The sequence below is a fragment of the Ascidiimonas meishanensis genome (genome assembly GCF_037782385.1).
GTDB classification, from domain to species: domain Bacteria; phylum Bacteroidota; class Bacteroidia; order Flavobacteriales; family Flavobacteriaceae; genus Ascidiimonas; species Ascidiimonas meishanensis.
On sequence record NZ_JBBEXD010000001.1, the window covers coordinates 951848 to 977286 of the forward strand.

The window sequence follows — 25439 nt, forward strand, 5'->3', positions numbered from 1 at the left end:
TATATTTACCAATCAGCCAAGACAATTAAACTTTTTTGCACTATGAAAAGAATTGCTTTCCTATTTTTTATACTTGTCTCCATAAACTTACAATCCCAAAATACGCTTTCACTCTCTTATTATTTACCCCAAAATGTAAGTTACAACCCAGAAATACCTACACCTAAATCGGTAATTGGGCATGAAGTTGGTGAATGGCATGTTACCCATGATAAATTGGAGTTATACATGAGACAGCTCGCAGTAGCATCTAATCGCATATCCATAGAAAACAGAGGAACCACTTTTGAAGGAAGACCTTTATTATTGCTTACCATCACTTCGCCTTCTAATCAAAACAAGATTGAAAACATACGCCAAAATCATTTAAAACTTACTGAATCTGGAGGTCAAAATCTGGATACTTCTAACATGCCTGCCATTTTGTATCAGGGATTTTCTATTCATGGTAATGAGCCTAGTGGGGCAAATGCTAGTATGTTAGTTGCCTATTATCTAGCGGCGGCTCAAGGAGCAGAAATTGAAAATTTACTAAACAATGTAGTAGTCCTTTTTGATCCTTCTTATAATCCAGATGGGCTTCAACGTTTTGCCTATTGGGCAAACACTAATAAAAGTAAAAATCTTAATCCTGATAATAATGAAAGGGAATACCATGAAGTTTGGCCAGGCGGAAGAACAAATCATTACTGGTTTGATATGAACAGAGATTGGCTTCCTGTGCAATTACCTGAAAGTCGTGCTAGAATTAAGTCTTTTCATCAATGGCTACCCAATGTGTTAACAGACCACCATGAAATGGGTACTAATTCAACTTTTTTCTTTCAGCCGGGAGAACCTATGCGCGTTCACCCTTTAACCCCAGCCAAAAATCAACAACTTACTGCAAAAATAGCTACCTACCACGCTAAAGCCTTAGACGCAATAGGCTCATTATATTATTCTGGTGAAAATTTTGATGATTATTATTATGGAAAAGGTTCTACATTTCCAGATATAAACGGTGGCATTGGAATTCTTTTTGAACAGGCAAGCTCACGCGGACATATTCAGCAAAGCGAAAATGGTATACTCACATTTCCTTTTACCATCAGAAATCAATTTACTACGGCACTTTCCACTTTAGAGGCAGTTAAATCTTTGCGCAAAGAACTTTTAGATTATCAAAGAGAATTCTTCGCAAAAAAGAGTAACAGCTCAAAAACCAAAGCATACGTTTTTGGAGATGAGAAAAATGCTGCAAAATCTTTCCACCTAGCAGAAATCCTTAAGAGACACCAAATTAAAGTACATGCCTTGAAAAATAACTTTACAATCAATGGAAAAAATTACAAAAAAGGATTTGGGTATATTGTTCCAACCAATCAGAAAAATAGCACCATCTTAAAAGCAATGTTTGAAAAGAGAACAACTTTTAAGGATAGTATCTTTTACGATATTTCTGCTTGGACTTTTCCACTGGCATTTAATGTAGATTATGCACCTTTAACCAATTTATCTCGAGCTGAGCCGGAAGCAACAGAACCTCTTTTATCAAGCGGAAAAGTTACTATTAAAAGTAACTACGCATATCTTTTTGAGTGGCATGAATACTATACTCCAAAAGCACTTTATACCTTGCTTAAAAAAGGAATTCGCGTAAAAGTAGGTCCTACTCCATTTACACTTAATAATAAAAAGTATGATTACGGTACTATTATGATTCCAGTTCAAAATCAGAAGATAGAAGCAGGTGAATTATATACTTTGTTAAAAGATATCGCAAAAGATAATCACATTACTATTGATGGCGTGAGCACAGGGTTTACTCCAGAGGGTATAGACTTAGGGAGCAGTGATTTTGACACGCTAAAACTTCCAAAACTCGCAATGCTAACCGGGGCAGGAGTGACTTCTTATGATGCAGGAGAAATTTGGCATCTACTAGATCAACGTTATGATATTCCATTAACTAAAGTGGATGCTTCTTATTTTGACCGAATTAATTTAGAATCTTATACACATTTCATTATTCCTAATACCAGCGCATCTACTTTAACCAATAATGGAAGAGAAAAACTTAAAAATTGGATTAAGAATGGAGGAACTCTTATTGCCTTCAGAAACACACTCAATTGGTTAAAAACTCATAATTTTGTAAGCCTCGAGTTTAAAAAGAAAGACCTTCTGGCCAGCAATATAAGTTTTGAACAACGAAAGGATTTTAGAGGAGCTCAGGTTACAGGAGGCGCTATTTTTGAAGCGCGTTTAGATCGTTCTCATCCAATAGCTTTTGGATATAAAAATGACAAACTTGCACTATTTAGAAACACAAACGTTTATTTAGAACCTAACAAACAAAGCTATAATAATCCTATACAATACACCAACAACCCTTTATTAAGTGGATACATTAGTGAAGAAAATCTGGAACTCCTTAAAAGTTCTGTTCCTTATCAAAACTTTACATCTGGCAAAGGTCATATTAGCCTTTTTACCGATAACACAAATTTTAGAGCATTTTGGTATGGTACAAATAAATTGTTTATGAACGCTATTTTCTTTTCAGATATAATGTAGCAACCATGAAAAAAATCTTTTTAATATATAGCACCTTTTTTATAGCTCTATGGGCTTATGAAAGTTATGGTCAAGAACAGGTAATTGCAGGTTATGCCGACTTTAAGGTAGGTTCTACATATGCACTCTTTGGAGACAATGTAAAAATGAGAACTGGTGCTGGAACTGAGCATGCGGTCATCAAATTACTGAAAATTGGTGAAAAAGTTGAAATAGTGAATGCTACAGAACTATTTATGCAATTTAAAGGATATAACTCAAGATGGTATAAAATAAGACATAAGGACGAGGAAGGATATATTCTAGGGGCACTTATTTCATTTGTTTCATTTACAGATCAGAACATTCAATTACTAGCTGGAATCCAACAGTCTAATGATATGGACACCCAGTTGCTTTTAAGAACTAAAGAAAGTAATAATCCTTATAAAGAATTTGTCTTTGACTTAATAGGCAGTGAGTTTTACTTAAGAATATCCGATTCAAAAGGATTAAAGGATATTCAAAAACTTATAAGTGTAGATTATATTTCTGAAGCTTGTGGTGTAGAAGGTGGCATTAGTTATTTTACATGGAATGGCAGTACAATAAAACATTTTGTAAATCTAAGCAGTATTAGTGATGCCGGAATCTACAGCTATGAAGAAAGATTTATTTTTCCAGACGAGAACGGTTTAGCCGCAAACAAAATTGTTTATAAGCGAAATCGTACGGTGGTGGAAGATGAATTGACAGAATGGATGGTTGAAACCAACGAAAGTAGAATCATAGAATGGGATGGAAAGAATTTTTCTCCTGCTTTTCCATTTATAAAGTTTGAAAACTAAAAATCAGCTACCTTTTCTTTTGCTTCTTCAAACTCCATCATCATATCCGTTACTATGGTTGTAGCAGGCTTGATATCGCGGATAAGGCCCGCTATCTGTCCTATTTCTAATTCTCCTTCTTCCAAATCTCCTTCAAACATACCTCTTTTCGCTCTGGCGCGACCTAATAATTCTTTGAGCTCTTCCTTTGAAGGCGCTTTGTGATAAAGGGCTTCTACGTCTTTATAAAATTTATTTTTAAGTAAACGTACAGGCGCCAGCTCTTTTAACGTAAGTACGGTATCGCCTTCTTTGGCATTTACCACTTCTTGCTTAAATGCAAGATGGGAAGAGGCTTCTTCACTTGCCACAAATCTACTTCCTACTTGAACCGCATCCGCACCCAATACCATAGCTGCTAGCATTCCTCTTCCAGTAGCTATTCCCCCCGCTGCAATAAGAGGAATCTCTATTTTTTCTTTTACCATTGGAATTAAAGTGAAAGTGGTGGTTTCTTCTCTCCCATTATGCCCCCCAGCTTCAAAACCTTCTGCAACTACTGCATCTACTCCAGCATCTTGTGCTTTTAACGCAAACTTTACACTACTCACCACATGTACAACCGTTATACCATGCTCTTTTAAAAAAGAGGTCCATGATTTTGGATTACCGGCAGATGTAAAAACAATTTTCACCCCTTCCTCTACAATAATATTCATATGTTTTTCTATGTCGGGATACAACATGGGCACATTGACTCCAAATGGTTTATCTGTAGCTTCCTTGCATTTTTGAATATGGTCTCTTAGCACATCAGGATACATAGAGCCTGCACCTAATAATCCGAGTGCTCCTGCATTGGAAGCTGCAGACGCAAGTCGCCAGCCACTTGCCCAAATCATACCTGCTTGAATTAAAGGATATTTGATATTAAAAAGTGCTGTGATTCTATTTTCTGACATTCAAAAAAACGTTTAAAATTTAATAAAATTCTTATGATATCACTCCAGAGCCAATAAGCTCATCTCCCAGATACCAAGCTACAAATTGTCCTTCTGTTATAGCACTTTGAGGAGATTTAAAATCTACATACACCCCACTATCAATTGCGTAAATTGTAGCTTCTTGTAATGGTTGTCTGTATCGTATTCTAGCCATGACTTTCATTGCTGCATCATTCTTAACCGCCAAATCAGTTCGCACCCAATGTAATTCATCAGCTCTCACAAACAATGTCTTTCTATACAAACCTGGATGACTTTTACCTTGACCAGTATAAATTGTATTTGTGTAAACATTGGTATCAATTACAAACAATGGCTCAGGGGTTCCACCTACATTAAGACCTTTACGTTGTCCTTTCGTAAAATAATGAGCTCCCTGATGCTTCCCCACTACCTTTCCACAAGAAGGATCATACTGATATTTAGAAGCAAAGAATGCCAATTCCTCTTGCTTGCTATTAAACTGTGGTGCTGTACTGTTGTATAGCGCTATATTGGAGGGCACCTCCACAATATCGCCTTCTTTGGGCTTCAATTTTTGTTGTAAAAATTCTGGTAATCGTACCTTCCCAATAAAGCATAATCCTTGTGAATCCTTTTTATCGGCAGTCACTAAACCTTCTCTTGACGCTATTTCACGTACTTCTGGTTTAAGGAGTTCTCCAATAGGAAACAGTGTTTTACTTAACTGCTCTTGCGAAAGTTGACAAAGAAAATATGACTGATCTTTATTTGGATCTTTTCCGGATAACAAATGATAGATCTCTTGATTGTTTACTCTAGATACCTCTTTTCGACAATAATGACCTGTAGCCACATAATCTGCTCCCAAACCAACAGCAATTTTCATAAAGACATCAAACTTTATTTCTCTATTGCATAATACATCAGGGTTAGGGGTTCTTCCTTTTTCATACTCCCCAAACATATAATCTACAATCCGTTCTTTATATTCTTCACTTAAATCTACTGTTTGGAAAGGTATTCCAAGTTTTTCAGCAACAATTAGTGCATCGTTACTATCATCCAGCCATGGACATTCATTAGAAATAGTTACGGAGTCATCATGCCAATTTTTCATAAATAAGCCAATAACCTCATATCCCTGCTCTTTAAGTAAGTAAGCAGCAACACTAGAATCTACTCCTCCAGACAAACCTACAACTACCCTTTTCATATGATTAATTTTCAGTACAAATTTACAAAATAATAAGTGTTCAAAACAGGTCGTTTATACCTCCTAAATCTTACATAGGAACTAATTAAATATTGGATAAAAATTACCTTATAATCATTTTTGGTAGCTTATATTTTGTTTATAATTATATAAATAACTTTAAACAAAAAAAATGAATGCTTTTACTTAGATTATGGTATTTATAAGTTAAATTAATCTTAAAAACCTCAAAAAGACTTCTCTTAATTCTTTGAATACAGAATCTTTAATATTTTTACCATAACTCAAAAATTTTTTATGATGAAAAAAATAGTTCACTTTAGCTTAAGCTGTATTGCAGCTTTTGCCATTATTCTAACTACAAATAGTTGTAGTTCTGATGACGAGGGACCCGTTACTTCTAATCTTACGATTACCCAAACATTGTTGGTAGAATCTAATTTATCCACCTTATCACAAGCGATTGAACTCGCCGGATTAAGTTCCGACCTTAATGGTACTCTATTTTTCACTTTACTTGCTCCGGATGACGCAGCTTTTAGTCGTTTTTTCAATGCGAATGGTTTTCCTAATGGCTTAAGTGATTTTGACACTCCAGATGAGGTAGCTTTGCTTAGACAAATTCTTTTATATCATGTCTCGGAAGGCAGTGTTAGAGCAGAAGGATTCTTAAATGTTGGGGCGGCATTTTTTAATACCCTATCTGTAGAATCACCAAACGGAGCCAGATTAAGTATGTTTTTTAACACGATTAATTCCAGTGATATCACTTTAAACGGTGGTGAATCCAATGGAGGTGCTGTTGTTACCAGAACTAATATACCTGCCTCTAATGGTACCATTCATGTGGTAGATGAAGTGATTGCGTTACCCACAATTACTAGCCTCGCCGTGGCAAATATTGGTTTAACATCGCTAGTTGCAGCATTAACTCGTAGTGATCAACCAGACTTTGCTGGTATTCTTGCAGGTACTACCGATAGTCCTTTTACCGTATTTGCACCTACTAATGATGCCTTTACGGCTTTAATAAATTCAAATAGTGAATGGAATAGTCTTGAAGATATCCCTACAGAATTACTAACAAGTGTATTGCAACACCATGTTATTGCTGGTAACAATATTGTTTCCTCGGCTATTTCTAACGGCCTAGTTTCCCCTGCTACTTTGGAGGGTGATACACTTACCTTTTCGGTAGTAGGAGACATCATTACTATAGAAGATGGATCTGGTGTAGACAATATTCAAATTGTTGTGGCCAATATTCAAACTTCCAATGGTGTGATCCATGTAATTGAGAATGTATTGATTCCTGATACGACCAATTAATAAAAAACTTCATTTTACTAATCAAATCCTGCCTAGGCAGGATTTTTTATTTTAACCCAACTTTATCTTAATTTTGTTAAACTTATATTAAAAAAGATTAAACAAAAGCAACCTTTTAAAAGTGAAGGTATCTTAACAATGGAAGAGGTACTTAAACTTATCCAATCGGATAATAAAAGTTATACTTTCTGATAAAAGAAAATCTAATTTAAATTAAACTTAAATGAAAAATTTATTAAAAATTGCTAAAATTTTCACGATTGCTTTAACCTTTCTTGCGGCAGGATCTTGCAGCAGTGATGATGATGGTACCACGTCATCTTCAGATCGTAGTATTACCGCGAATGCCATACTTAACTCAGACCTATCCATTTTAGTTGATGCTTTAACTAGAGCTAACCTTGCAGCTACTTTAGATAGTGCTGGTGCTTACACTGTTTTTGCCCCTACTAATCAGGCCTTTTCTAATTTATTGAACGATCTTGGTTTCTCAAGTCTTGAAGAAGTTCCAGTGGAAACTTTAACAGACATCCTTTTAAACCATGTTATTATAGGAGTAATCTCTTCATCAGATCTTAACACACTTGAGGCTGGATATGTTTCCACATTATCTACAGCAGGACCTAATGATACCAATATAAGCTTATACTTCAATGCTGGGAGTGAAGTAGTTATTAATGGTGGTGCAGACAATGGTGGTGCCACTGTAGATACAGCAGATATTCTTGCCAATAATGGAATCATTCATGTGGTAGATAATGTGATTACATTACCTACTATAGTTAATTTTGCTTTGGCAGATCCTGATTTAAGTGTTCTAGTATCAGCATTAACCAGAGAAGATCAACCTGATTTTGTTGGTACACTTTCTGGAACTACTAATTCTCCATTTACCGTTTTTGCTCCAAACAATCAAGCTTTTCTTGATTTGTTAGAAGAGCTAGATGTTACTGCTTTAGGAGATATTGATACAGCAACGTTGGAAGCTACTTTAAACTACCATGTTGTTGCGCAATCTAATGTTCTTTCTACCGGCTTGTCTGATAATTTTACCGTACCTACATTGGGTGGTGATATCACCGCTAATACAACAGGTGGGCCAACACTAACAGATGCAAATGGCAGAATAAGTAATATTATTATCTCTGCTCTTGATATTCAGGCTACTAATGGAGTAATTCACCAAATTGACAAAGTAATTTTACCACCCCTGTCGGAAGAATAATTAATTCGTTAATATAAAGCGATCTAGAATAGATTGATAGGTTTAAATAGTTAAATAAATCCAGCGATGTTAGTTTCGCTGGATTTATTGTTATAGCTAAAACTAGCTGTTTTAGTTCTTTAGAAGCATTTGTTCCACTAATTAATGTGGGTTCAATCTAATTTCAGTTTTATATTTTAATATTAAATAGGGTCTTTGAATTATTAAAATGGTACTTAAGCTACTTACGTTCATTTTCTGCAAAGGAGTTCATAAATTTACATTTCTCAGAGGCTTCCAAAATTCTTAACAGAAAACCTTGTTATACTACAGAAAAAGACAATTTCGAACTCGATTTTAATTCTTATTTAGGTCGAACTGACGTTAATTAAATACTGAATAAAGATCTTCTGCATTGAGTGTTGCAAAAACAGGATTTGCAGGAGGGTTTACAGTTGACTCTCTTCGAAGTCTCAGGTTTGTATGTCTAAAACCAATACATTGTCCTAACTCATGCATCAAATTCCATCGTTTTTGCCCAGCAGTCAATTTCAGTCCGTTTAAAAAATCTCCATTGATAATGATTTCATCGTAAGGGTTTCCATTCGAAGGAAAACCTGCAGCCGCAACTGTGGTGTTTGGGAGCGTTCCATTATCTCCTTTAATAACAATATCTGTTCCTGCTGGAATACTTCGCCATGCCATTAAATCAGAGATGGTTAGATTAACCCTTTCAAATTTAATTTTAAGGTCTGGAAACCTATTCCAAAATTGGAGCATTGCAAATCCAAGTTCTTTATACCAAGTACTATATACAGTATCTAAAACATTAAAAGATTCAGAAGCTGGTAAATCACTGCCTCCTTGAAAATAAACCTTTATAACTCGGTAGCCTGTGGTTGGCGTATTGATTACAGAAGTAAAAAAATGTCTTTCAGCGGAAGGTTTTTTATTAAGTCTGTTCCCTTGATTTATATAGTTATGAAAATCATTTTTAGAAATAAGAACATCATTTTCTACGAGGAATGAGTATCCTAAATCTTCAATGTTATCAAGACTATTATCAATCATTTCTTGCATAGATATCAACTGTCGCTCACTTAAATCAGTAGCATCTAAATAAAGTTCTTGCTCTTCCTGTTTATTACATCCACAACAAACAATTATACCAACAAATAAAGATTTTTTATCATACTTTTTTTGATTTAAAATATGTTTTAACCTACAGCAATAAAAATATTAAACTTACAGTTAAAAGATGTGATATCATATTTCTACCAATTCTAATATAATTACTCACAGAATACTCAAAACAATACCATTCAAAGAAAGTTCCGGTATTTGCTCGGAACTTTTTTTTGTTCACAGTGATTATGCATAGATTCGTCTCACCAAATTTTAACCTACTTATTATGAATAAAAATGTACTTTTCTTGGCATTGCTATGCCTTTTTTCTTTTTCAACTTTTAATGCATGTACTCCTAGTGATGACGATTTTATAGATGTTATTGACAGCTCTGGAGACGAAAACCCTTTAGACGACGATAGTGATGATCAATCTGATGATGAAGAAACCAACACCGAGGTAACACTTACTGCTTACTTTAAAGCAAATGCAGAATATAGTATTCTAAGTACAGCAATTGAACAAATTGGCTTTTCGGCAGCACTAGACAACCCAAGTTCTTTTACTTTCTTTGCACCAGATAATGACGCATTTCAAAGATATCTGGCCGTACTTGGTGTAAATGATGTTAGAAATATTAGCACCTCGGTGCTTACACAGATTGTTCAATACCACATGTTAAGTGGAAAGAAAACCATATCACAATTGAACATAGGATACAGTATTTCACTTGCCAAAGAGTTTTCCTCCCAAGGTAATCTACATATGTATTTAGACAAAGTGTCAAATACGTTACGTATTAATAATATTGCCGAAGTAACTACCGGAAATATTCAAGCAACAAATGGTACCATCCATAAAGTAAGTGAAGTTTTAGGACTACCAACCCTTGCCACATTTATTAGAGCAGATCCTCAATTTGACAAATTGGCAACCGCAGCTAGTAAAGATTCTGAGGATACATTATTTGAACTCCTTTCATCTCTGGATACCGATTTTACATTTCTTGCTGCAGATAATGATGCTTTTGACGCTATCGTAAACGAATTAGAATATCAAAGTCTTAATGATATTCCAGCAAGCACTCTTGCTACCATCTTAGACAATCATATTCATTTAAACAGTGTTAAACGAGATAATAGACTAACAGACGATTTGATGCTTTTAATGAAGAATAATAATGATGTAACAGTTACCAATAATAACGGCGGAATACAGTTCATTGATGAAAATCAACGATCCAGCACATTACTCACGGCAAATCTACAAGCCTGGAATGGTGTTATGCATGTAGTAGACAAAGTTTTACTGCCAAAGTAAGGCTTACAAAATACTATTCGTAAAACAATAAAAGCTGCCATTTGGCAGCTTTTATTGTTTTTAAAAAAGGAGTTTACCTATTTTTTACCTTTAGCTTTTTGCTCTTCAGCTTGCTCCATCATTTCACGCATTTTACGTTGAAATTTGTTTTCCTTTTTAGGCTTTTTCTTATTCTCTTGAATCTTAGCATGTATTTTATCTTCGTCTATAATAAAACGTTTAATTGCTAACATTATAAAGATGGTAATTAAATTAGAAACAAAATAATATAAACTTAAACCACTCGCATAATTGTTGAAGAAAAATAACATTAATAATGGAGAAAGATACATGATAAATTTCATGTTAGGCATCCCTGGTTGAGTCTGCATATTTTGTCCAGTTGTCATCATCATATAAAAGAAAATAGCTATGGAGGCTAGTATGGGAAACAAACTTACATGGTCTCCATAAAAAGGAATGTTAAACGGAAGTTGTGCTATAACATCGTAAGACGATAAATCTTCTGCCCACAAAAAACTTTTTTGCCGTAAGGCAAACGCTGTCGGGAAAAACATAAATAATGCATAAAAGATAGGCAATTGCAACAAAGCAGGTACGCAACCACTCATGGGGCTCACCCCAGCCTTACCATATAATTTCATGGTCTCCTGTTGCTTTTTCATTGCCTCATCTTTGAACTTTTCATTAATCTCATTAATCTCTGGACGCAAGACCTTCATTTTTGCCTGAGAGAGATAAGATTTATAGGTTACAGGAGAAAGTGCTAATCTTACAATTATGGTCATTACAATAATAGCAATTCCAAAAGGTAAAAATCCGCTAAGCCATTTATACATGGGCGTAAAAACATACTTATTAATCCCCCCAAAGAGTCCCCAGCCAAATGGAATAGAATCATCCAGATCTAATCCCTCATACTTTTTAAGTACCGCAATATCTGTTGGACCGTAATACCATTTTAAATTTTGATTAAGCTCTCCTCCTTCAATGGATAAAGGAATAGTAGCGCTATAACCTTTGGTAAATTTGGTATTTTCATCTTCTTCATTATCTACAAAATCTTCTGAAGAAAGTACTGCCTTGGTAAAAGGTTTATCTGCTACCAAGATTGAACTAAAAAAATGTTGACGATAGGATAACCATTTCACTTGAGATTCTGTTTCTTCGTCTGCACCAGACGGACTCAGCTTATCTAATTTACCGTCTTCGTATTGATAGGTAAGTCTGGTATACCTATTTTCATAGGTAACACTTTTAGAATGCCTTATTCCTTTTAATTTCCATGAAAGATCTACTGGCTTAGCGCTATTGAGAACGGTTCCTAAACCTACAGAACGAACCGTAAAATCAACCATATAATCGTTAGGTTTCAATTCATATCGGTACTCTAAGTATTTATCGGGAGACACCTTTAACTTCATAGAGAGCACTTGATTTTCTCCATTTTTAAAGAGTGAAGGCTCAAAATAAAGATCCTGTGTATTTAACGTACGGTTATCTGTAGTAGACAAACTTAAATTGAAAGAAGCATTTCCATCCTTTATTAAATATACCGGTATGGAATCATACGTCACATAATCCTTCATTCTGGCTTCTGTGATTTGTCCTCCTTTTGTACTAATTTTAAAGAAAACTAATTCGTTTTCAAATACCAAAGAATCCAATTTGGCAGAAGGCAATGTCGCAGAATATGCAAAAGAGCCAAGAGAACTTTTGTATTGTGCTAATTGAGTAGAATCTTGAAAATTTATTAGGTTTTCCTTTGGTTCTGGAGCTTCCTGAATTTCATCTACTGCTTCTTTCTGAACTTGTTCTTTTTTGTCTTTTTCTTGCTGTAATTGTTCGGGGGTAGGCTGGTTATTATAAAAATACCACATTACTATCAATCCAATCAGCACAAAACCTATAATTGAATTGAGGTCAAATTTCTTTTCTTCCATTTAAATATTCTTAAGTATAAACAACGTACAATAACTATTTGCCGTCATTTTAAGACTGCAAAGATATTTCCAAATATTCATTTTATGCCAAAGTGACGTTTGTTTTTTCTAGTTTATTGGCAAGCGCAGCTTTTATAAAGGCTACAAACAGAGGATGTGGACTTGCTACCGTACTTTTATACTCCGGATGATATTGAACACCTACAAACCATGGATGGGACGGAATCTCTACGATTTCAACCAACCCAGTTTCAGGGTTAATACCAGTAGCTATTAATCCTGCTTCTTCTAACTGGTCTTTATATTTATTGTTATATTCATATCGATGTCTATGTCTTTCAGTTATTAATTGACTTCCATAAATTTCTTCAGCCAAACTATTTTCTTTGAGTTCACAATTCCAAGCTCCTAAGCGCATGGTGCCGCCTAACTGTGTAATATCCTTTTGCGCTTCCATGAGATCAATCACTGGGTTAGCAGCTTCAGGATTCATTTCAGTTGAGTTAGCATCTTTAAGATTAACTACATTCCTGGCAAATTCTATAACTGCCATTTGCATTCCCAGACAAATCCCTAAAAATGGAATATTATTCTCTCTTGCGTATTTAACCGTTGCAATTTTACCTTCAATTCCTCTTTCTCCAAAACCAGGTGCTACGAGAATCCCATCTAGATGTGCTATTTTGCCTTCAATATTTTCTATTCCTATATATTCAGAATGAACCGTTTCTATGATAACCTTCACCTCATTTTCAGCACCTGCATGAATAAAAGCTTCCAGAATAGATTTATAAGAATCTTGAAGCTCTACATATTTACCTACTAATCCTATTTTTACGGTATTCTTAGGATTTTTGTGGCGTTTTAAAAATTGATTCCACCTTGTTAGATCAGGAGCAGTGTCATCTGGCAAATGGAGTTTTTTAAGTACTACAGTGTCTAATCCTTCTTTAAGCATCATATTAGGAACATCATAAATAGTAGACGCATCTATAGATTGTATAACTGCTTCTCTTTTAACATTACAAAACAAAGCCAACTTCTGCCTTAGATCATTTGAAAGCTCATGCTCTGTACGACATACTAGAACATCTGCTCGAATCCCACTTTCCATGAGTGTTTTTACCGAATGCTGCGTTGGTTTGGTTTTCAATTCTCCTGCTGCAGAAAGAAAAGGAATCAAGGTGAGGTGAATTACCATTGCATTGTGTTCTCCCAACTCCCACAAAAGTTGTCTTACAGCTTCAATATAGGGTAGTGATTCAATATCTCCAACAGTACCACCAATCTCAGTAATCACAATATCATATTCGCCTGTATTACCCAACAACTGCACTCTTTCTTTGATTTCATTGGTAATATGAGGAATTACCTGTACCGTCTTCCCTAAAAACTCTCCTCTGCGTTCTTTGTCAATTACGCTTTGGTAGATTCTTCCAGTAGTCACGTTGTTAGCCTGAGAAGTACGTACATTGAGGAAGCGTTCATAATGTCCTAAATCCAAATCAGTTTCTGCACCATCATCAGTAACATAACACTCACCGTGTTCATAAGGATTTAGTGTTCCCGGATCTACGTTAATGTACGGATCCAGTTTTTGAATGGTTGTTTTATAGCCTCTTGCTTGCAATAGTTTTGCCAGCGATGCTGCTATAATTCCTTTTCCTAAAGATGAGGTAACTCCTCCCGTAACGAAGATGTACTTAGTACCAGCCATGAAACAATTCTTTGATATTCTATTTACGGGGTGTAAAGGTACAAATTGCGAATGGAATATGAAGAGAAAAAAATTGAATCATTTAGTTTTATTATTCAAGAGTAGATTAGTTAGAAATACTTATAAACAACTCTTTTTATGGATATTGGTTTCTTATATTTTCAATAATGGCTTCAAGTCCATTTATTTTAATTTCATAAGCGGCTTCCATCATTTTACCTAAATTACCATCTGGAAAACCCTTTTTGTAAAACCAAACTAAATAAGCTTCTGGTAGCTTAGTTAAATAACGGTCTTTGTATTTTCCAAAAGGCATTTTATAATGTGCAAGTTTCACCAGAAATTCTTTGTTTTGAGAAAGATTCATAAAAATAATTAGCTAACAATTACGTTTGATCATTATATTTACCGACAAACTTACTAAACCCAAATTTTAATTTATGAAAATTTTACGCCTATTTTCTTTTGTTTTTTTTCTTTTTTTACTTTCATGTAGTAGTGAAGATAAACCTTTGATTGACATAGCCAATCTGACCGGAACTTGGAATCTTCAAAGTTTTGATACTGATATTAAAACTACTTTTAATCTTCAAGGTATTCCCATAAGCTCTGATACCGAAGTTATTGCCCAAGATATTCAATTACAAATCTCTTTCTCTGAAAACCCTGATATTGTAACTTCCAATGGGAGCTATACATTAGTAATCACAACCACTGTGCTTACCGAAACAGAAACAGAAGAGATTATAGGTACTGATGATTTATTGTCTGGAACTTGGTCTGCTACTCCTGAATTTATTATCATTCAGAGTAATGGATCGGAAAATTTAGACTTTTTAGAATTACAATCCGTTTCTTATAGAATCATTGAACTTTCAGCATCAAGACTAGAGCTAAGAGCAGATTTTAGTACCTCAAGAACAGTAGAAGGAATCGAGACAGATTCAAAAATCAAATCTAAATTGGTAATGACTCGATAATTAAAAAGAAGGAACAAAGTTATGATTAATTCCAAGTTATTATACTTAAGAAGATTCAGCTATGAAGAAATCGTTTATGTTTTATTGAATAATTTTTTGAAACTGAAACAATGGTAATCATATAGAAATCCCATACATTAAATAACGTAAGTTCGATATAACCTCTATAAAATATAATTTCAAAATTTTTACACTATTTTAATCTAACAATCTTATTTTAGATTATTACTTTCATTTTCTTTGCTCCCACAGGGGCAAACGTAAAGAAAACAGCTAGTAGCTGTTTTTAGTGAAGCAGCCAGACGGCGTGGGGAAAACAAAAGAATCCCGAAGGAAGTCGGGAGCGCTTTTAATTCATGTCATTTCTATTTTCAGTTAAGGAATTCATGAATCTTCGATTTCCAGAGGTGTTTTTAGCCGAAAAGGCTAAAACCGCATTCATTTTTCTAAATTTTAGTTCACTAAATTCTATTTTCTGTAAAGGAGTTCATGAATTTACATTCCTCCCCCGAAAGATCGGGGCTTCAAAAATTTTTAACGGAAAAGGCTTGATACACTGCGAAAAAGAAAAAAATCCATAAAAAAAATAGTTCTTTTTACATCGAACTCAGGTTAGTTATGTAACATGCAATGAACATTAATTTGTTTCATGGGTAATCACAAAACTTGATAATTCATCTAAAAACTAATTTATTCACTTTTCAAACATTGAAAGCAATAGTAAAAAGTTGAAATTAAGCTTCATTCCATTAAGTTACTTTTTCAGAGGATCATAAATTACCTTTGGAATATCATTTGAACTTCCATTAATTGAAGTTCTTTTTTGCTATTAAAACTTATACTGTTTTAGTAAAGCAGCAATTTTGGCTTCCCATTCTAACTGACCTTCAGGATTTCGTGAAAAATCACTCTCCGCATCATATTGCTTTTGCATTGCTTGGAGTTGATCTATGATCTTATTGTACACAGTTTTTATTTCTTTACGGACCTTATCGGTAAATTTCATTTGACTTAGAATAGTTCGCATTTTTCGAGCATGTAACTCCGTAATATCAAAATGCAACTGCTCATGCCTCAAAACAGAGACATCTGCCAACTCTTTTACAAACCATGATTTTTTAGGAAAAAAATAACTGTTTACTTGATAATCCACCAACACTTTCTCCCCTTCTATAGTTGCGCTAAATTCATAAGATATTCCAGATGCCGTAATGGCAGCAGCATAAGCACCCACCTCAGGGGCACCTTTAAAATCTTTCCATGAAAGCTTTCTTGAAGAAGACCATTTAATCGACTCTTCTTGTGCACTCATAGGTGCTACCAAACAAAATGCCAACAAAAAGATAAAACATCTCATACGCCCCAATTAAACGTAATCTCCTTTTTAATATCAGGATGTAAGCTAAAGTGAACAGGGCAGGTATTTGCTGTTTTCTCTAATATAATTTTTGTTTTGGTATCTGGATTGATTTTGAAATCAAACACAATATGAATTTCAGAGATTCTTCTAGGTTCAGAAGCCATCACTTTTGTTACAAAAGCCAAACTATTGGAAAGATCAACTTTCATAGCCGTTGCTTTAATGCCCATTACCGTCAACATGCAGCTTGCCAATCCTGTAGCAACAGTATCGGTTGGTGAAAATGCCTCTCCCTTACCGTTATTATCAACAGGGGCATCGGTAATAATTTCATTACCCGATTTTAAATGCACACAGGTGGTGCGTAAATTTCCGTTATAAGTTACTTTTGAAGTCATTCCATCGTATATAAAGTGGTTTCCGGAACTTTTTTTACCTCTAAATCTTCGTAATAAAGAATGTGCACTGAGGTATTTGCATAAGTTCCAGACCAGTTACGTTCATAGTTAAATTTATTTTCAACATAGCGAGTTTCTCCTACTTTTAAAGAGGCCTCAAATATATTTTTTTTGTAGGCAAGCTTCAATAAGACGTCTAACATAAGATCATAACCTCTTACTGCAAATTTACTAGGAAGTGTTTCAAATTTTTTCCTATATGCCTTTACAAACCTGCTGTTAGAGGAGATATTTTCATTGACAGATGGAAAATAAAAATTCAGATTAGATAAGTAGGCATTAGAGATATTAACATCTTCAAAAGCATTACTTTTATTTGTAGTAAGCATACGTATTTTGAATTCCTCTGTTAGTGCAGAATTTAAAACGGAAGTAATATTTGCAATTAAAGAAACATCTTGTGTTTCTACTAGAATCCAATTCGTTTGATTTTTCACCATTAATGGGTTAATATCTTCTATTCTAATGAATTTGTCCTCATGGGGCTCCAAGGTTTTAATATCGGGGAATCGCAATTTAAGACGATCTCTTACAGCCTCATTTTTTTTATCTGAAATAACAATAAGATTAACAGAGTCTTTAGATTTAGCAATGTACTGAGTCATCTTAACATACATTGATTCTGAGTTTGGATAGCTTAGAAACACATTGCTTCCTTGTTTGAAATCGTTACTGCCCACCAACGCAAATATTGGTATATTCTTTTCCGACAACTTTTCAGCAACCACATTGAAAGTCTTGGGCAGAAGTGGACCAATCACTGCGTCTGTATTTTCAAAATTAGTATCGTAAAAAAGTCGTGCAACCGCCTGCTCATCCATTTCGCTATCCATAACTCTGACATTAGCAGAGATTCCTAACTGCTTTACGGTATCTAGAGCTAACAACGCTCCGCTATAAAAATCCAGCGCATAATTCAATATCTTATCTCTTTCTATTTTATCTTTAATAATTCTATCAGATGCAACCTGTATGGTATTTAATTTAAAAGGAAGGATAATTGTTACTTCTGGAATATTGTTAGCATTGATGCTATCAAAAAGCGAAAAATTTTCTACCAACAATCCTTCTTTTACATTAAAATTTCCATCAACTTGCTTATCAATTCTTAATACCATGTTCGCTTTTAAACCCAAGGTATCAAGTCCGGGGTTCAAAGCCTCCAACTCTTCTTGTGTGAGACCAAGTTTAACTTTTAACCTGTAAAAACCTTCTTTGGGTTTTACAGTATAATAGTTATATAAACTATCGTTCACTTTTGGTTGTTCTAGCGTAGCTTTTTTAGGTATAAACAATTCTTGTCCTTCAATTAGGCTTTCTCCAATTTCGGGGTTGAGCTTTTCCAGTTCATCAATGGTTATTCCATTTTCATATGCAATACGCCACTTCCCTTCCTTAGGTTTTACTGTATATTTTTCTAAGCCCACCGGAATTGAATCTGGACCAAATTCTATTGGCGGAGGTTCTGGAAATTGCGGTATTCTTATACGTTCACCCTTCTTCAATTCCCTTCCATATAATTCTTTATTATATTTTTTTATATCATCAACGGTTACATCATACTTCTTAGATATTCTGTACAGCGTTTCTTTTCTGCGCACTTTATGCCAGATAAAACTAACTTCTTGCTTAATAGTGACTTTTGGCTTTTTGGCTTTTGCAATGGTATCGCTAATAGTAGATTTTTGATCTTCTGTTTTGTTGATTATGGTCTTTTTTGCGTTTAACCGAATGATCAAAATAGTATTTGGCCTAACCCCTCTTCTCACTTCTGGGTTTAGGCGAATGATATCTGATTTAGAAACTTCATACTTAGCTGCAATACTTTCTAGCGTCTCTCCTTCTTTAACAGCATGTGTTTTAAATTGTTGAGCATTTGCTATAGAAACAGCACTAAAAATAACAAGTAAGAAGATAAATAGTTTTTTCATTTGGCTGTAATTATTATTCCCATTCAATGGTTGCAGGGGGTTTTGAACTAATATCATATACTACTCTATTAACGCCTTTTACCCTGTTTATTATTTCATTTGATGTTTTTTGTAAAAATTCATAAGGCAAATGCACCCAATCTGCCGTCATTCCATCGGTACTTTCTACTGCGCGTAATGCCACGCATTTTTCATAAGTTCGTTCATCTCCCATCACTCCTACTGAATTTACTGGCAGCAACATAGCTCCTGCCTGCCATACACTATCATAAAGACCCGCATCTTTGAGACCATTAATAAAAATAGCATCTACTTCCTGAAGCATCTTTACTTTTTCTTCGGTTATATCACCTAGAATCCTAATAGCAAGTCCTGGTCCTGGAAAAGGATGTCTTCCTAACAGTTCCGAATCAATTCCCATGGAAGCTCCTACACGTCTTACCTCATCTTTAAACAACATTCGTAAAGGCTCTACCACTTTCAATTTCATAAAATCTGGCAACCCTCCCACGTTGTGGTGCGATTTTATAGTTGCTGAGGGTCCTTTTACTGAGATTGACTCTATAACATCCGGATAAATAGTTCCTTGAGCCAACCATTTTACATCGGTTAATTTATGTGCTTCGTCATCAAAAACTTCAATAAAAGCTTTACCTATTGCTTTTCTTTTCAACTCTGGATCATCAATCTCTTTTAAAGCTTCCAAAAAACGTGCCGAAGCGTCTACACCTATCACATTTAATCCCATGCCTTCGTATTGATGTAAGACATTCTGAAACTCATTCTTTCGCAATAAACCATTATTAACAAAAACACAATACAGTTGACTGCCTATAGCTTTATTCAATAAAACCGCTGCTACTGTGCTATCTACTCCACCAGAAAGTCCAAGTACCACTTTTTCTTTACCTACTTTTTTCTGCAAATCTGCCACCGTCATATCCACAAAATTATCTGGTGTCCAAGTTTGAGGAACTCCCGCTATCTTTACTAGAAAGTTCTCTAAAAGTAGTTTTCCCTGTTTAGAATGATATACCTCAGGATGAAACTGAATTCCAAAAGTTTGTTCCCCTTCAAAGCGATAGGCTGCATTTTCTACATCAGAAGTACTAGCAAGTCTCACAGCACCCTTAGGCAGTTTTTTTATAGTATCACTATGACTCATCCAAACCTGACTACCCATTGAAATTCCCTCAAAAAACATCTCATCACTTTTAATGTCTGCAAGACTAGCACGACCATATTCTCTGGTATTAGATGGAGCAACCAAGCCATCATTAAAATGAGCCAGATATTGCGCCCCATAACACACCCCAAGTAAAGGCACTTTACCTCTAATTGAAGATAAATCTGGATGTGGAGCATTATCTGCTCTCACAGAAAATGGCGAACCTGATAAGATAACTGCTTTGAAGATGGTAAGATCTTCAGGTAAATGATTGTAAGGATGAATTTCGCAGTAAATATTTAATTCCCTCACTCTTCGGGCAATTAACTGTGTGTATTGTGATCCGAAATCTAAAATTAAAACGTTCTGTTGCATGCGCAAAAATACTATTTAATGTGAAAATGTAAAGGAAGCCTTATAAATAATTATAAACAGCATCTTAAAATATATTCTTTATAGGTTTTTTCATATTTTTAAAATGCAATTATTCTTTTTAAACCTTCAAATATGAAAAAACTTCTGTTACTTCTTATGCTGATTTCAGGCTTTGCTGAAGCTCAGCAAAACAAAGATGGATGGACACTTAGTGCTGGGAAAGTAGATAAATACACTGGGGTTGTAACCGCCAACGGAAGAATTGGTATTCTGCCCTCTGCCAAGCCGTTTGAGGTTAAATCTATTATTTTGAATAATGTATACGACAAGGAATCTCCATTGGGGGTAAGTAGAATTTTATTAGGAATGAATTTTGGTAATCTTGAAATGAAAATAGATGGAGAGCTTATTACCGAAAATAATATTTCTAATTGGAATCAAACTCTATATATGAAAGAAGCAGGGTTTACTACTTCTTTTGATTTTAAAGATAAAGCAACTATAAGCTATACAATCTATGCACTACGTAATGTGCAATATACAGGCTATATAGATGTAAACATTGTACCTAAAAAGAATATTGAAGTTGAAGTTGCCGGAAAAATTATAACTCCAGAAGAATACAAAAATCCACTTAGCACTTTTAGAATATTACAAGATCTTGAAACCACTATGCCTATTCTCCAAACGGTAGCTAAAAGTCGCTTAGAAAAACATACGGTAAGTACCTCGGCAACTTTTATATGGTATGACATAAATTCTACAAGAGAAAATCAAAGACCTGAATTAACACCTAAAAAAATTAATAAATTTGAACATCAGGTATCATTTAAAAAATCATTAGCCAAGGGAAAAGCTTATGGCTTTGCGTGGACAGCTGCTCAATGCACTACACAAGATTTTGAAGATCCGCAATCTGAATCTGAAAGGTTTGTGATCTTTAATCTTTTAACTCCTAAAACAGAGTTATTAAAACAACATAAAAAGTTATGGGAGGAACTGTGGGAAGGAGATATTATAATAGAAGGTGATTTACAGTCGCAATTGGATGTTAGACTCGCATTATACCACTTATATGCTTTTGCTCGTGGAGATTCAAATTTAAGTATTGCTCCTATGGGACTCTCTTCCCAAAATTATAATGGGCATATCTTTTGGGATACAGAATTATGGATGTTCCCTCCTCTTTTAATGCTAAATCAAGATATTGCAAGATCTCTGGTGAATTATCGTTCAGATCGTTTACAAAAAGCCAAGGAAAAAGCCATTAATTTTGGGTACAAAGGAGCTATGTTTCCTTGGGAAAGTGATGATACCGGCGAGGAAGCAACCCCTGCTTGGGCTCTTACAGGCACTTTTGAACATCACATTACCGCAGATGTTGCTATTGCTTTCTGGAATTATTATAGAGTTACCAAAAATAAAAAATGGCTCTTTGAGCGAGGATATCCAATGATGAAGGAAATTGCAGATTATTGGGTTAGCAGATCTTCAAAAAATAAAGATGGTAGTTATTCTATAAAAAATGTTGTGGGTGCCAATGAGTTTGCCCCTAATGTAAATGACAATGCATTTACCAATGGTTCTGCCATTACAGCTTTAAAATTTGCAGTACAAGCGGCAAAAGAAACCAGTAATGCAGCAAATCCTTTATGGGAAGAGATTGCAGATAATATCATTATCCATAAATTCTCAGACGGTACCACCAAAGAACACAAGGCTTATGATGGGGACATTATTAAACAAGCTGACGTAAACTTGTTAACTTATCCATTATCTATTATTAATGACAAGGAGACCGTTTTAAAGGATTTAAAATATTATGAACCAAGACTCTCCCCGGAAGGTCCTGCCATGGGGCAATCTGTTTTTGCAGTAATCTATGCTAGGCTTGGTAATTCCAAAGAAGCGTTCCGATTATTTAAACGTTCTTACGAACCCAACAAGAGACCTCCTTTTGGAGCATTAGCTGAAGCAGCAACTAGCAACAATCCATATTTTGCAACGGGTGCGGGTGGAATGCTTCAGGTTGTATTGGCTGGTTTTGGTGGTCTTCATATAACTAAAAATGGGATAGAACAAATAAATCCAATACTACCAAAAGAATGGAAATCATTAACTTTAAAAGGCATTGGCACGGAAAAGAAGACATACCGTATTACCAAATAAAAAGAGAGATCTTAAAGCTCCTCATTTTTATGATTATTTGTTGGTACCTAAATTGGCTCCGCGTATAAATCAAAATCAGCAGCATCTATAATTTTCAAAGTCGTAAAGTCTCCTATTTTAACATAGAATTTTGAAGCATCAATAAGTACTTCATTATCTACATCCGGAGAATCAAACTCTGTTCTACCCACAAAATAGCCTCCTTCTTTTCGGTCTATAAGACATTGAAAGGTCTTCCCTATTTTTTGCTGATTTAGTTCCCAAGAGATTTGTGATTGTATTTCCATGATTTCTGATGCTCGCTGTTGTTTTACTTCTTCTGGCACATCATCTTCCAGATTATACGCATGGGTATTTTCCTCATGACTATAGGTAAAACAACCCAATCGCTCAAAACGCATTTCACGAACCCACTCTCTAAGCACTTCAAAATCTTCTACTGTTTCACCAGGATACCCCACAATCAATGTGGTTCGTATCGCCATTTCTGGAACCATTTTTCTAAATTCCTGAAGTAGTTTTGTGGTTTTTGCTTTAGTAGTGCCCCTTCTCATAGATTTAAGAATAGGATCTGCAATATGTTGTAATGGAATATCTATATAATTACAAATTTTAGATTCCGATTTCATAACTTCCAAAACATCCATTGGAAAACCGGTAGGAAATGCATAATGCAATCGTATCCATTCTATACCATCTACTTGTGCTAATGCTTTTAAAAGAGCGGCTAAACGACGCTCTTTATAAATATCTAACCCATAGTATGTAAGATCTTGAGCAATTAAAATGAGTTCTTTCACTCCTTTTGCAGCCAGTTTTTGTGCTTCTAAAACAAGATTCTCTATGGGCGTGCTTTTATGTTTACCACGCATTAATGGAATCGCACAAAATGAACAAGGCCTGTCACAGCCTTCTGCTATTTTTAGATAGGCATAATTTTTAGGGGTCGTAGTAAGACGTTCCCCTATAAGTTCATGCTTATAGTCTGCTCCTAAAGCTTTTAATAAAACGGGGAGGTCTGAAGTTCCAAAATACTGGTCTACATTTGGAATTTCTTTTTCCAGATCTGGCTTATAGCGTTCACTAAGACAACCTGTTACAAAGACCTTATCTACTTCTCCTTCTTCTTTTTTCTGAACATACTCAAGAATGGTATTTACACTTTCTTCCTTTGCATTTGCAATAAAACCACAGGTATTGATTACAACAATATTTCCGTCTTCTTCATGAGCTACTTCCTTTCCATTGGCTTTTAACTGTCCCATGAGTACTTCTGAGTCGTAAACATTTTTAGAACAACCAAGTGTAACTACATTAATTTTATTCTTTTTGAGTGATTTTGTTCTCATTGCTTTTTCTTTAGCGCCTGCAAAAATACAACTTTTTAAACCTTTTGTATCTTTGAGAGTCCTATAAATCAAAACCACCTCACTATGCGCCATTTCCTTTTCATGTTAAATTTCTTTTTTCTATGCTTAACGGTAGGCTCCTGTTCTTCACAAACTGATGTTTTAACTGATACTGAAACTGAATCTGACCCAAATGAATTGTATTTTCCTCCCACTAATGATGATGATTGGGAATCTGTTTCTATAACTTCTTTAGGCTGGAATGAAAATGAGCTTCAGCCGCTCTACAATTTCTTGGAAGCGAAAGAATCACAAGCATTTCTCATTTTAAAAGATGGAAAAATAGCCGTTGAAGCCTATTTTAATGGTGGAAGTGCATCTCAAAATTATCCTTGGTTCTCTGCGGGTAAAACTTTATCTGCATTCACCTTAGGAATTGCTCAGCAAGAAGGTTTTCTGAATGTAGATGATTCATCTTCATTATATCTTGGGAATGGATGGAGTAGTTTGAGTGGCTCTCAAGAAGATCAAATAAGTATCTGGAATCACCTTACAATGACAACTGGCATTGATTATAATATTTCTGATACCAATTGTACCGATCCAGAATGTCTCACTTATTTAAATACTCCCGGTAGTTTTTGGTTTTATCATAATGCCACTTACACCCTTACACAAAATATTGTAGAAGGTGCAACAGGGCAAGAATTTTCTTCTTACTTTAATTCCAAACTTCGCAATCCAATTGGAATGAATGGTGCTTGGTTATCCATTAACTTTAATAACATTTACGTAAGCACAGCGAGAAGTATGGCGCGTTTTGGTCTTTTAAATCTCAATAAAGGAAACTGGAATGGCAACGTAATCCTTTCAGACATGCAATATTTTGAAGAAATGGTGTCTACCTCTCAAACACTTAATAAAGCGTATGGTTATTTATGGTGGTTAAATGGGAAAGATAGCTATAGAGTACCGGGTGGCACAACTCTTTTTCAAGGAAATTTAATTCCCGCCGCTCCACAAGATCTCATTGCTGGTTTAGGAGCAAATGATCAAAAATTATATATTGTACCTAGCCAGAATCTTGTAATCGTAAGATTAGGACAAGATGGAGGAGAAACACTTTTAGGCCCTTCAAGTTTTGATACTCTTTTATGGGAAAAAATAAACGCCTTAATTAATTAAAAGTTTTCATACAAATAATTAATGAGTCTAATTTCGTAAATTCTTAATAAGACAATAACAATAGCTCCAATAATCGCAAAAGGCCAATTGTACTTTTTAGACCGGATAATAAGCCATCCTGCAATTCCAAAAACACTTAAGATCCCTACAATAATCAAATTAGGTAAAAACCACATTCCTGTATAGATACCATACAACTTGACTCCAATATAAAAGAGACAATAAAAAGCTACTATTTTGGTGATTATAATTAGGTTTCTCTGTGACATTAACTTGCT

19 protein-coding genes and 1 pseudogene are annotated in these 25439 nt (G+C 34.8%); 8 read left to right on the forward strand and 12 right to left on the reverse strand.

All coding sequences use genetic code 11. The features are described 5' to 3' along the window. Nucleotides 1–42: 42 nt before the first annotated feature. Both WBG07_RS04185 and WBG07_RS04190 read left to right on the forward strand, forming a co-directional pair. On the forward strand, nucleotides 43–2559 hold the full coding sequence (locus WBG07_RS04185) for a M14 metallopeptidase family protein (protein WP_340199233.1): 2517 nt from the start codon (nucleotides 43–45) through the stop codon (nucleotides 2557–2559). 5 nt (nucleotides 2560–2564) lie between these two features. Then, nucleotides 2565–3386: an SH3 domain-containing protein gene (locus tag WBG07_RS04190; protein WP_340199234.1), complete on the forward strand. Its 822-nt coding sequence runs from the start codon at nucleotides 2565–2567 to the stop codon at nucleotides 3384–3386. Here WBG07_RS04190 and WBG07_RS04195 read toward each other — a convergent pair. Both WBG07_RS04195 and mnmA read right to left on the reverse strand, forming a co-directional pair. Continuing rightward, nucleotides 3383–4327, reverse strand: a complete 945-nt coding sequence (locus WBG07_RS04195; protein ID WP_340199235.1) for an NAD(P)H-dependent flavin oxidoreductase — start codon at nucleotides 4325–4327, stop codon at nucleotides 3383–3385. The two genes, WBG07_RS04190 and WBG07_RS04195, sit on opposite strands and share 4 nt — an antisense overlap. 31 nt (nucleotides 4328–4358) lie before the next feature. Further along, a pseudogene (mnmA, locus tag WBG07_RS04200) lies at nucleotides 4359–5564 on the reverse strand (tRNA 2-thiouridine(34) synthase MnmA); the annotation flags it as partial. 279 nt (nucleotides 5565–5843) lie between these two features. Between mnmA and WBG07_RS04205 the strand changes: the two are divergent. Continuing rightward, nucleotides 5844–6875 (forward strand): fasciclin domain-containing protein, encoded by a 1032-nt coding sequence (locus tag WBG07_RS04205; protein ID WP_340199236.1) that lies wholly within the window; start codon nucleotides 5844–5846, stop codon nucleotides 6873–6875. Nucleotides 6876–7098: 223 nt separating this feature from the next. Continuing rightward, nucleotides 7099–8100, forward strand: a complete 1002-nt coding sequence (locus WBG07_RS04210) for a fasciclin domain-containing protein (protein WP_340199237.1) — start codon at nucleotides 7099–7101, stop codon at nucleotides 8098–8100. A gap of 363 nt (nucleotides 8101–8463) precedes the next feature. Here WBG07_RS04210 and WBG07_RS04215 read toward each other — a convergent pair whose 3' ends face one another. Then, on the reverse strand, nucleotides 8464–9159 hold the full coding sequence (locus WBG07_RS04215) for a M57 family metalloprotease (protein ID WP_340199238.1): 696 nt from the start codon (nucleotides 9157–9159) through the stop codon (nucleotides 8464–8466). A 332-nt stretch (nucleotides 9160–9491) separates the two neighbouring features. Between WBG07_RS04215 and WBG07_RS04220 the strand changes: the two genes are divergently transcribed. Beyond that, complete coding sequence (locus tag WBG07_RS04220) at nucleotides 9492–10526, forward strand: fasciclin domain-containing protein (RefSeq protein ID WP_340199239.1); 1035 nt, start codon at nucleotides 9492–9494, stop codon at nucleotides 10524–10526. A gap of 77 nt (nucleotides 10527–10603) precedes the next feature. Here the strand turns inward: WBG07_RS04220 and yidC are convergent, their stop codons facing one another. The 3 genes from yidC to WBG07_RS04235 all read right to left on the reverse strand — a co-directional run bounded on the left by yidC (nucleotide 10604) and on the right by WBG07_RS04235 (nucleotide 14553). After that, on the reverse strand, nucleotides 10604–12469 hold the full coding sequence (yidC, locus tag WBG07_RS04225; protein ID WP_340199240.1) for a membrane protein insertase YidC: 1866 nt from the start codon (nucleotides 12467–12469) through the stop codon (nucleotides 10604–10606). 82 nt (nucleotides 12470–12551) lie between these two features. Further along, complete coding sequence (locus WBG07_RS04230; RefSeq protein ID WP_340199241.1) at nucleotides 12552–14186, reverse strand: CTP synthase; 1635 nt, start codon at nucleotides 14184–14186, stop codon at nucleotides 12552–12554. 136 nt (nucleotides 14187–14322) lie between these two features. Continuing rightward, complete coding sequence (locus WBG07_RS04235) at nucleotides 14323–14553, reverse strand: DUF3820 family protein (RefSeq protein ID WP_340199242.1); 231 nt, start codon at nucleotides 14551–14553, stop codon at nucleotides 14323–14325. Nucleotides 14554–14626: 73 nt separating this feature from the next. Between WBG07_RS04235 and WBG07_RS04240 the strand changes: the two genes are divergently transcribed. Further along, nucleotides 14627–15166, forward strand: a complete 540-nt coding sequence (locus WBG07_RS04240) for a hypothetical protein (protein WP_340199243.1) — start codon at nucleotides 14627–14629, stop codon at nucleotides 15164–15166. Between the two features lie 829 nt (nucleotides 15167–15995). Here WBG07_RS04240 and WBG07_RS04245 read toward each other — a convergent pair. The 4 genes from WBG07_RS04245 to guaA are packed head-to-tail and all read right to left on the reverse strand — an operon-like array spanning nucleotide 15996 to nucleotide 20458. After that, on the reverse strand, nucleotides 15996–16523 hold the full coding sequence (locus tag WBG07_RS04245) for a DUF922 domain-containing protein (RefSeq protein ID WP_340199244.1): 528 nt from the start codon (nucleotides 16521–16523) through the stop codon (nucleotides 15996–15998). Continuing rightward, complete coding sequence (locus WBG07_RS04250; RefSeq protein ID WP_340199246.1) at nucleotides 16520–16924, reverse strand: OsmC family protein; 405 nt, start codon at nucleotides 16922–16924, stop codon at nucleotides 16520–16522. The genes WBG07_RS04245 and WBG07_RS04250 overlap by 4 nt, the downstream gene beginning before the upstream one ends. After that, complete coding sequence (locus tag WBG07_RS04255; protein ID WP_340199247.1) at nucleotides 16921–18915, reverse strand: amino acid ABC transporter substrate-binding protein; 1995 nt, start codon at nucleotides 18913–18915, stop codon at nucleotides 16921–16923. Before WBG07_RS04255 ends, WBG07_RS04250 begins: the two co-directional genes overlap by 4 nt. Nucleotides 18916–18928: 13 nt before the next feature. After that, the gene (guaA, locus tag WBG07_RS04260; RefSeq protein ID WP_340199249.1) at nucleotides 18929–20458 is read right to left on the reverse strand and encodes a glutamine-hydrolyzing GMP synthase; all 1530 of its coding nucleotides are present in this window, start codon (nucleotides 20456–20458) and stop codon (nucleotides 18929–18931) included. A 132-nt stretch (nucleotides 20459–20590) separates the two neighbouring features. Here guaA and WBG07_RS04265 point away from each other — a divergent pair, with 132 nt between their 5' ends. Continuing rightward, on the forward strand, nucleotides 20591–22627 hold the full coding sequence (locus WBG07_RS04265) for a glycosyl hydrolase family 95 catalytic domain-containing protein (protein ID WP_340199250.1): 2037 nt from the start codon (nucleotides 20591–20593) through the stop codon (nucleotides 22625–22627). A gap of 47 nt (nucleotides 22628–22674) precedes the next feature. On the opposite strand, the gene rimO is transcribed toward WBG07_RS04265, so the two are convergent. Further along, complete coding sequence (rimO, locus tag WBG07_RS04270; RefSeq protein ID WP_340199326.1) at nucleotides 22675–23976, reverse strand: 30S ribosomal protein S12 methylthiotransferase RimO; 1302 nt, start codon at nucleotides 23974–23976, stop codon at nucleotides 22675–22677. A gap of 84 nt (nucleotides 23977–24060) precedes the next feature. Here rimO and WBG07_RS04275 point away from each other — a divergent pair, with 84 nt between their 5' ends. Beyond that, on the forward strand, nucleotides 24061–25161 hold the full coding sequence (locus WBG07_RS04275) for a serine hydrolase domain-containing protein (RefSeq protein WP_340199251.1): 1101 nt from the start codon (nucleotides 24061–24063) through the stop codon (nucleotides 25159–25161). Here the strand turns inward: WBG07_RS04275 and WBG07_RS04280 are convergent. Further along, nucleotides 25158–25430 (reverse strand): hypothetical protein, encoded by a 273-nt coding sequence (locus tag WBG07_RS04280; RefSeq protein ID WP_340199252.1) that lies wholly within the window; start codon nucleotides 25428–25430, stop codon nucleotides 25158–25160. The two genes, WBG07_RS04275 and WBG07_RS04280, sit on opposite strands and share 4 nt — an antisense overlap. Nucleotides 25431–25439: the final 9 nt, after the last annotated feature.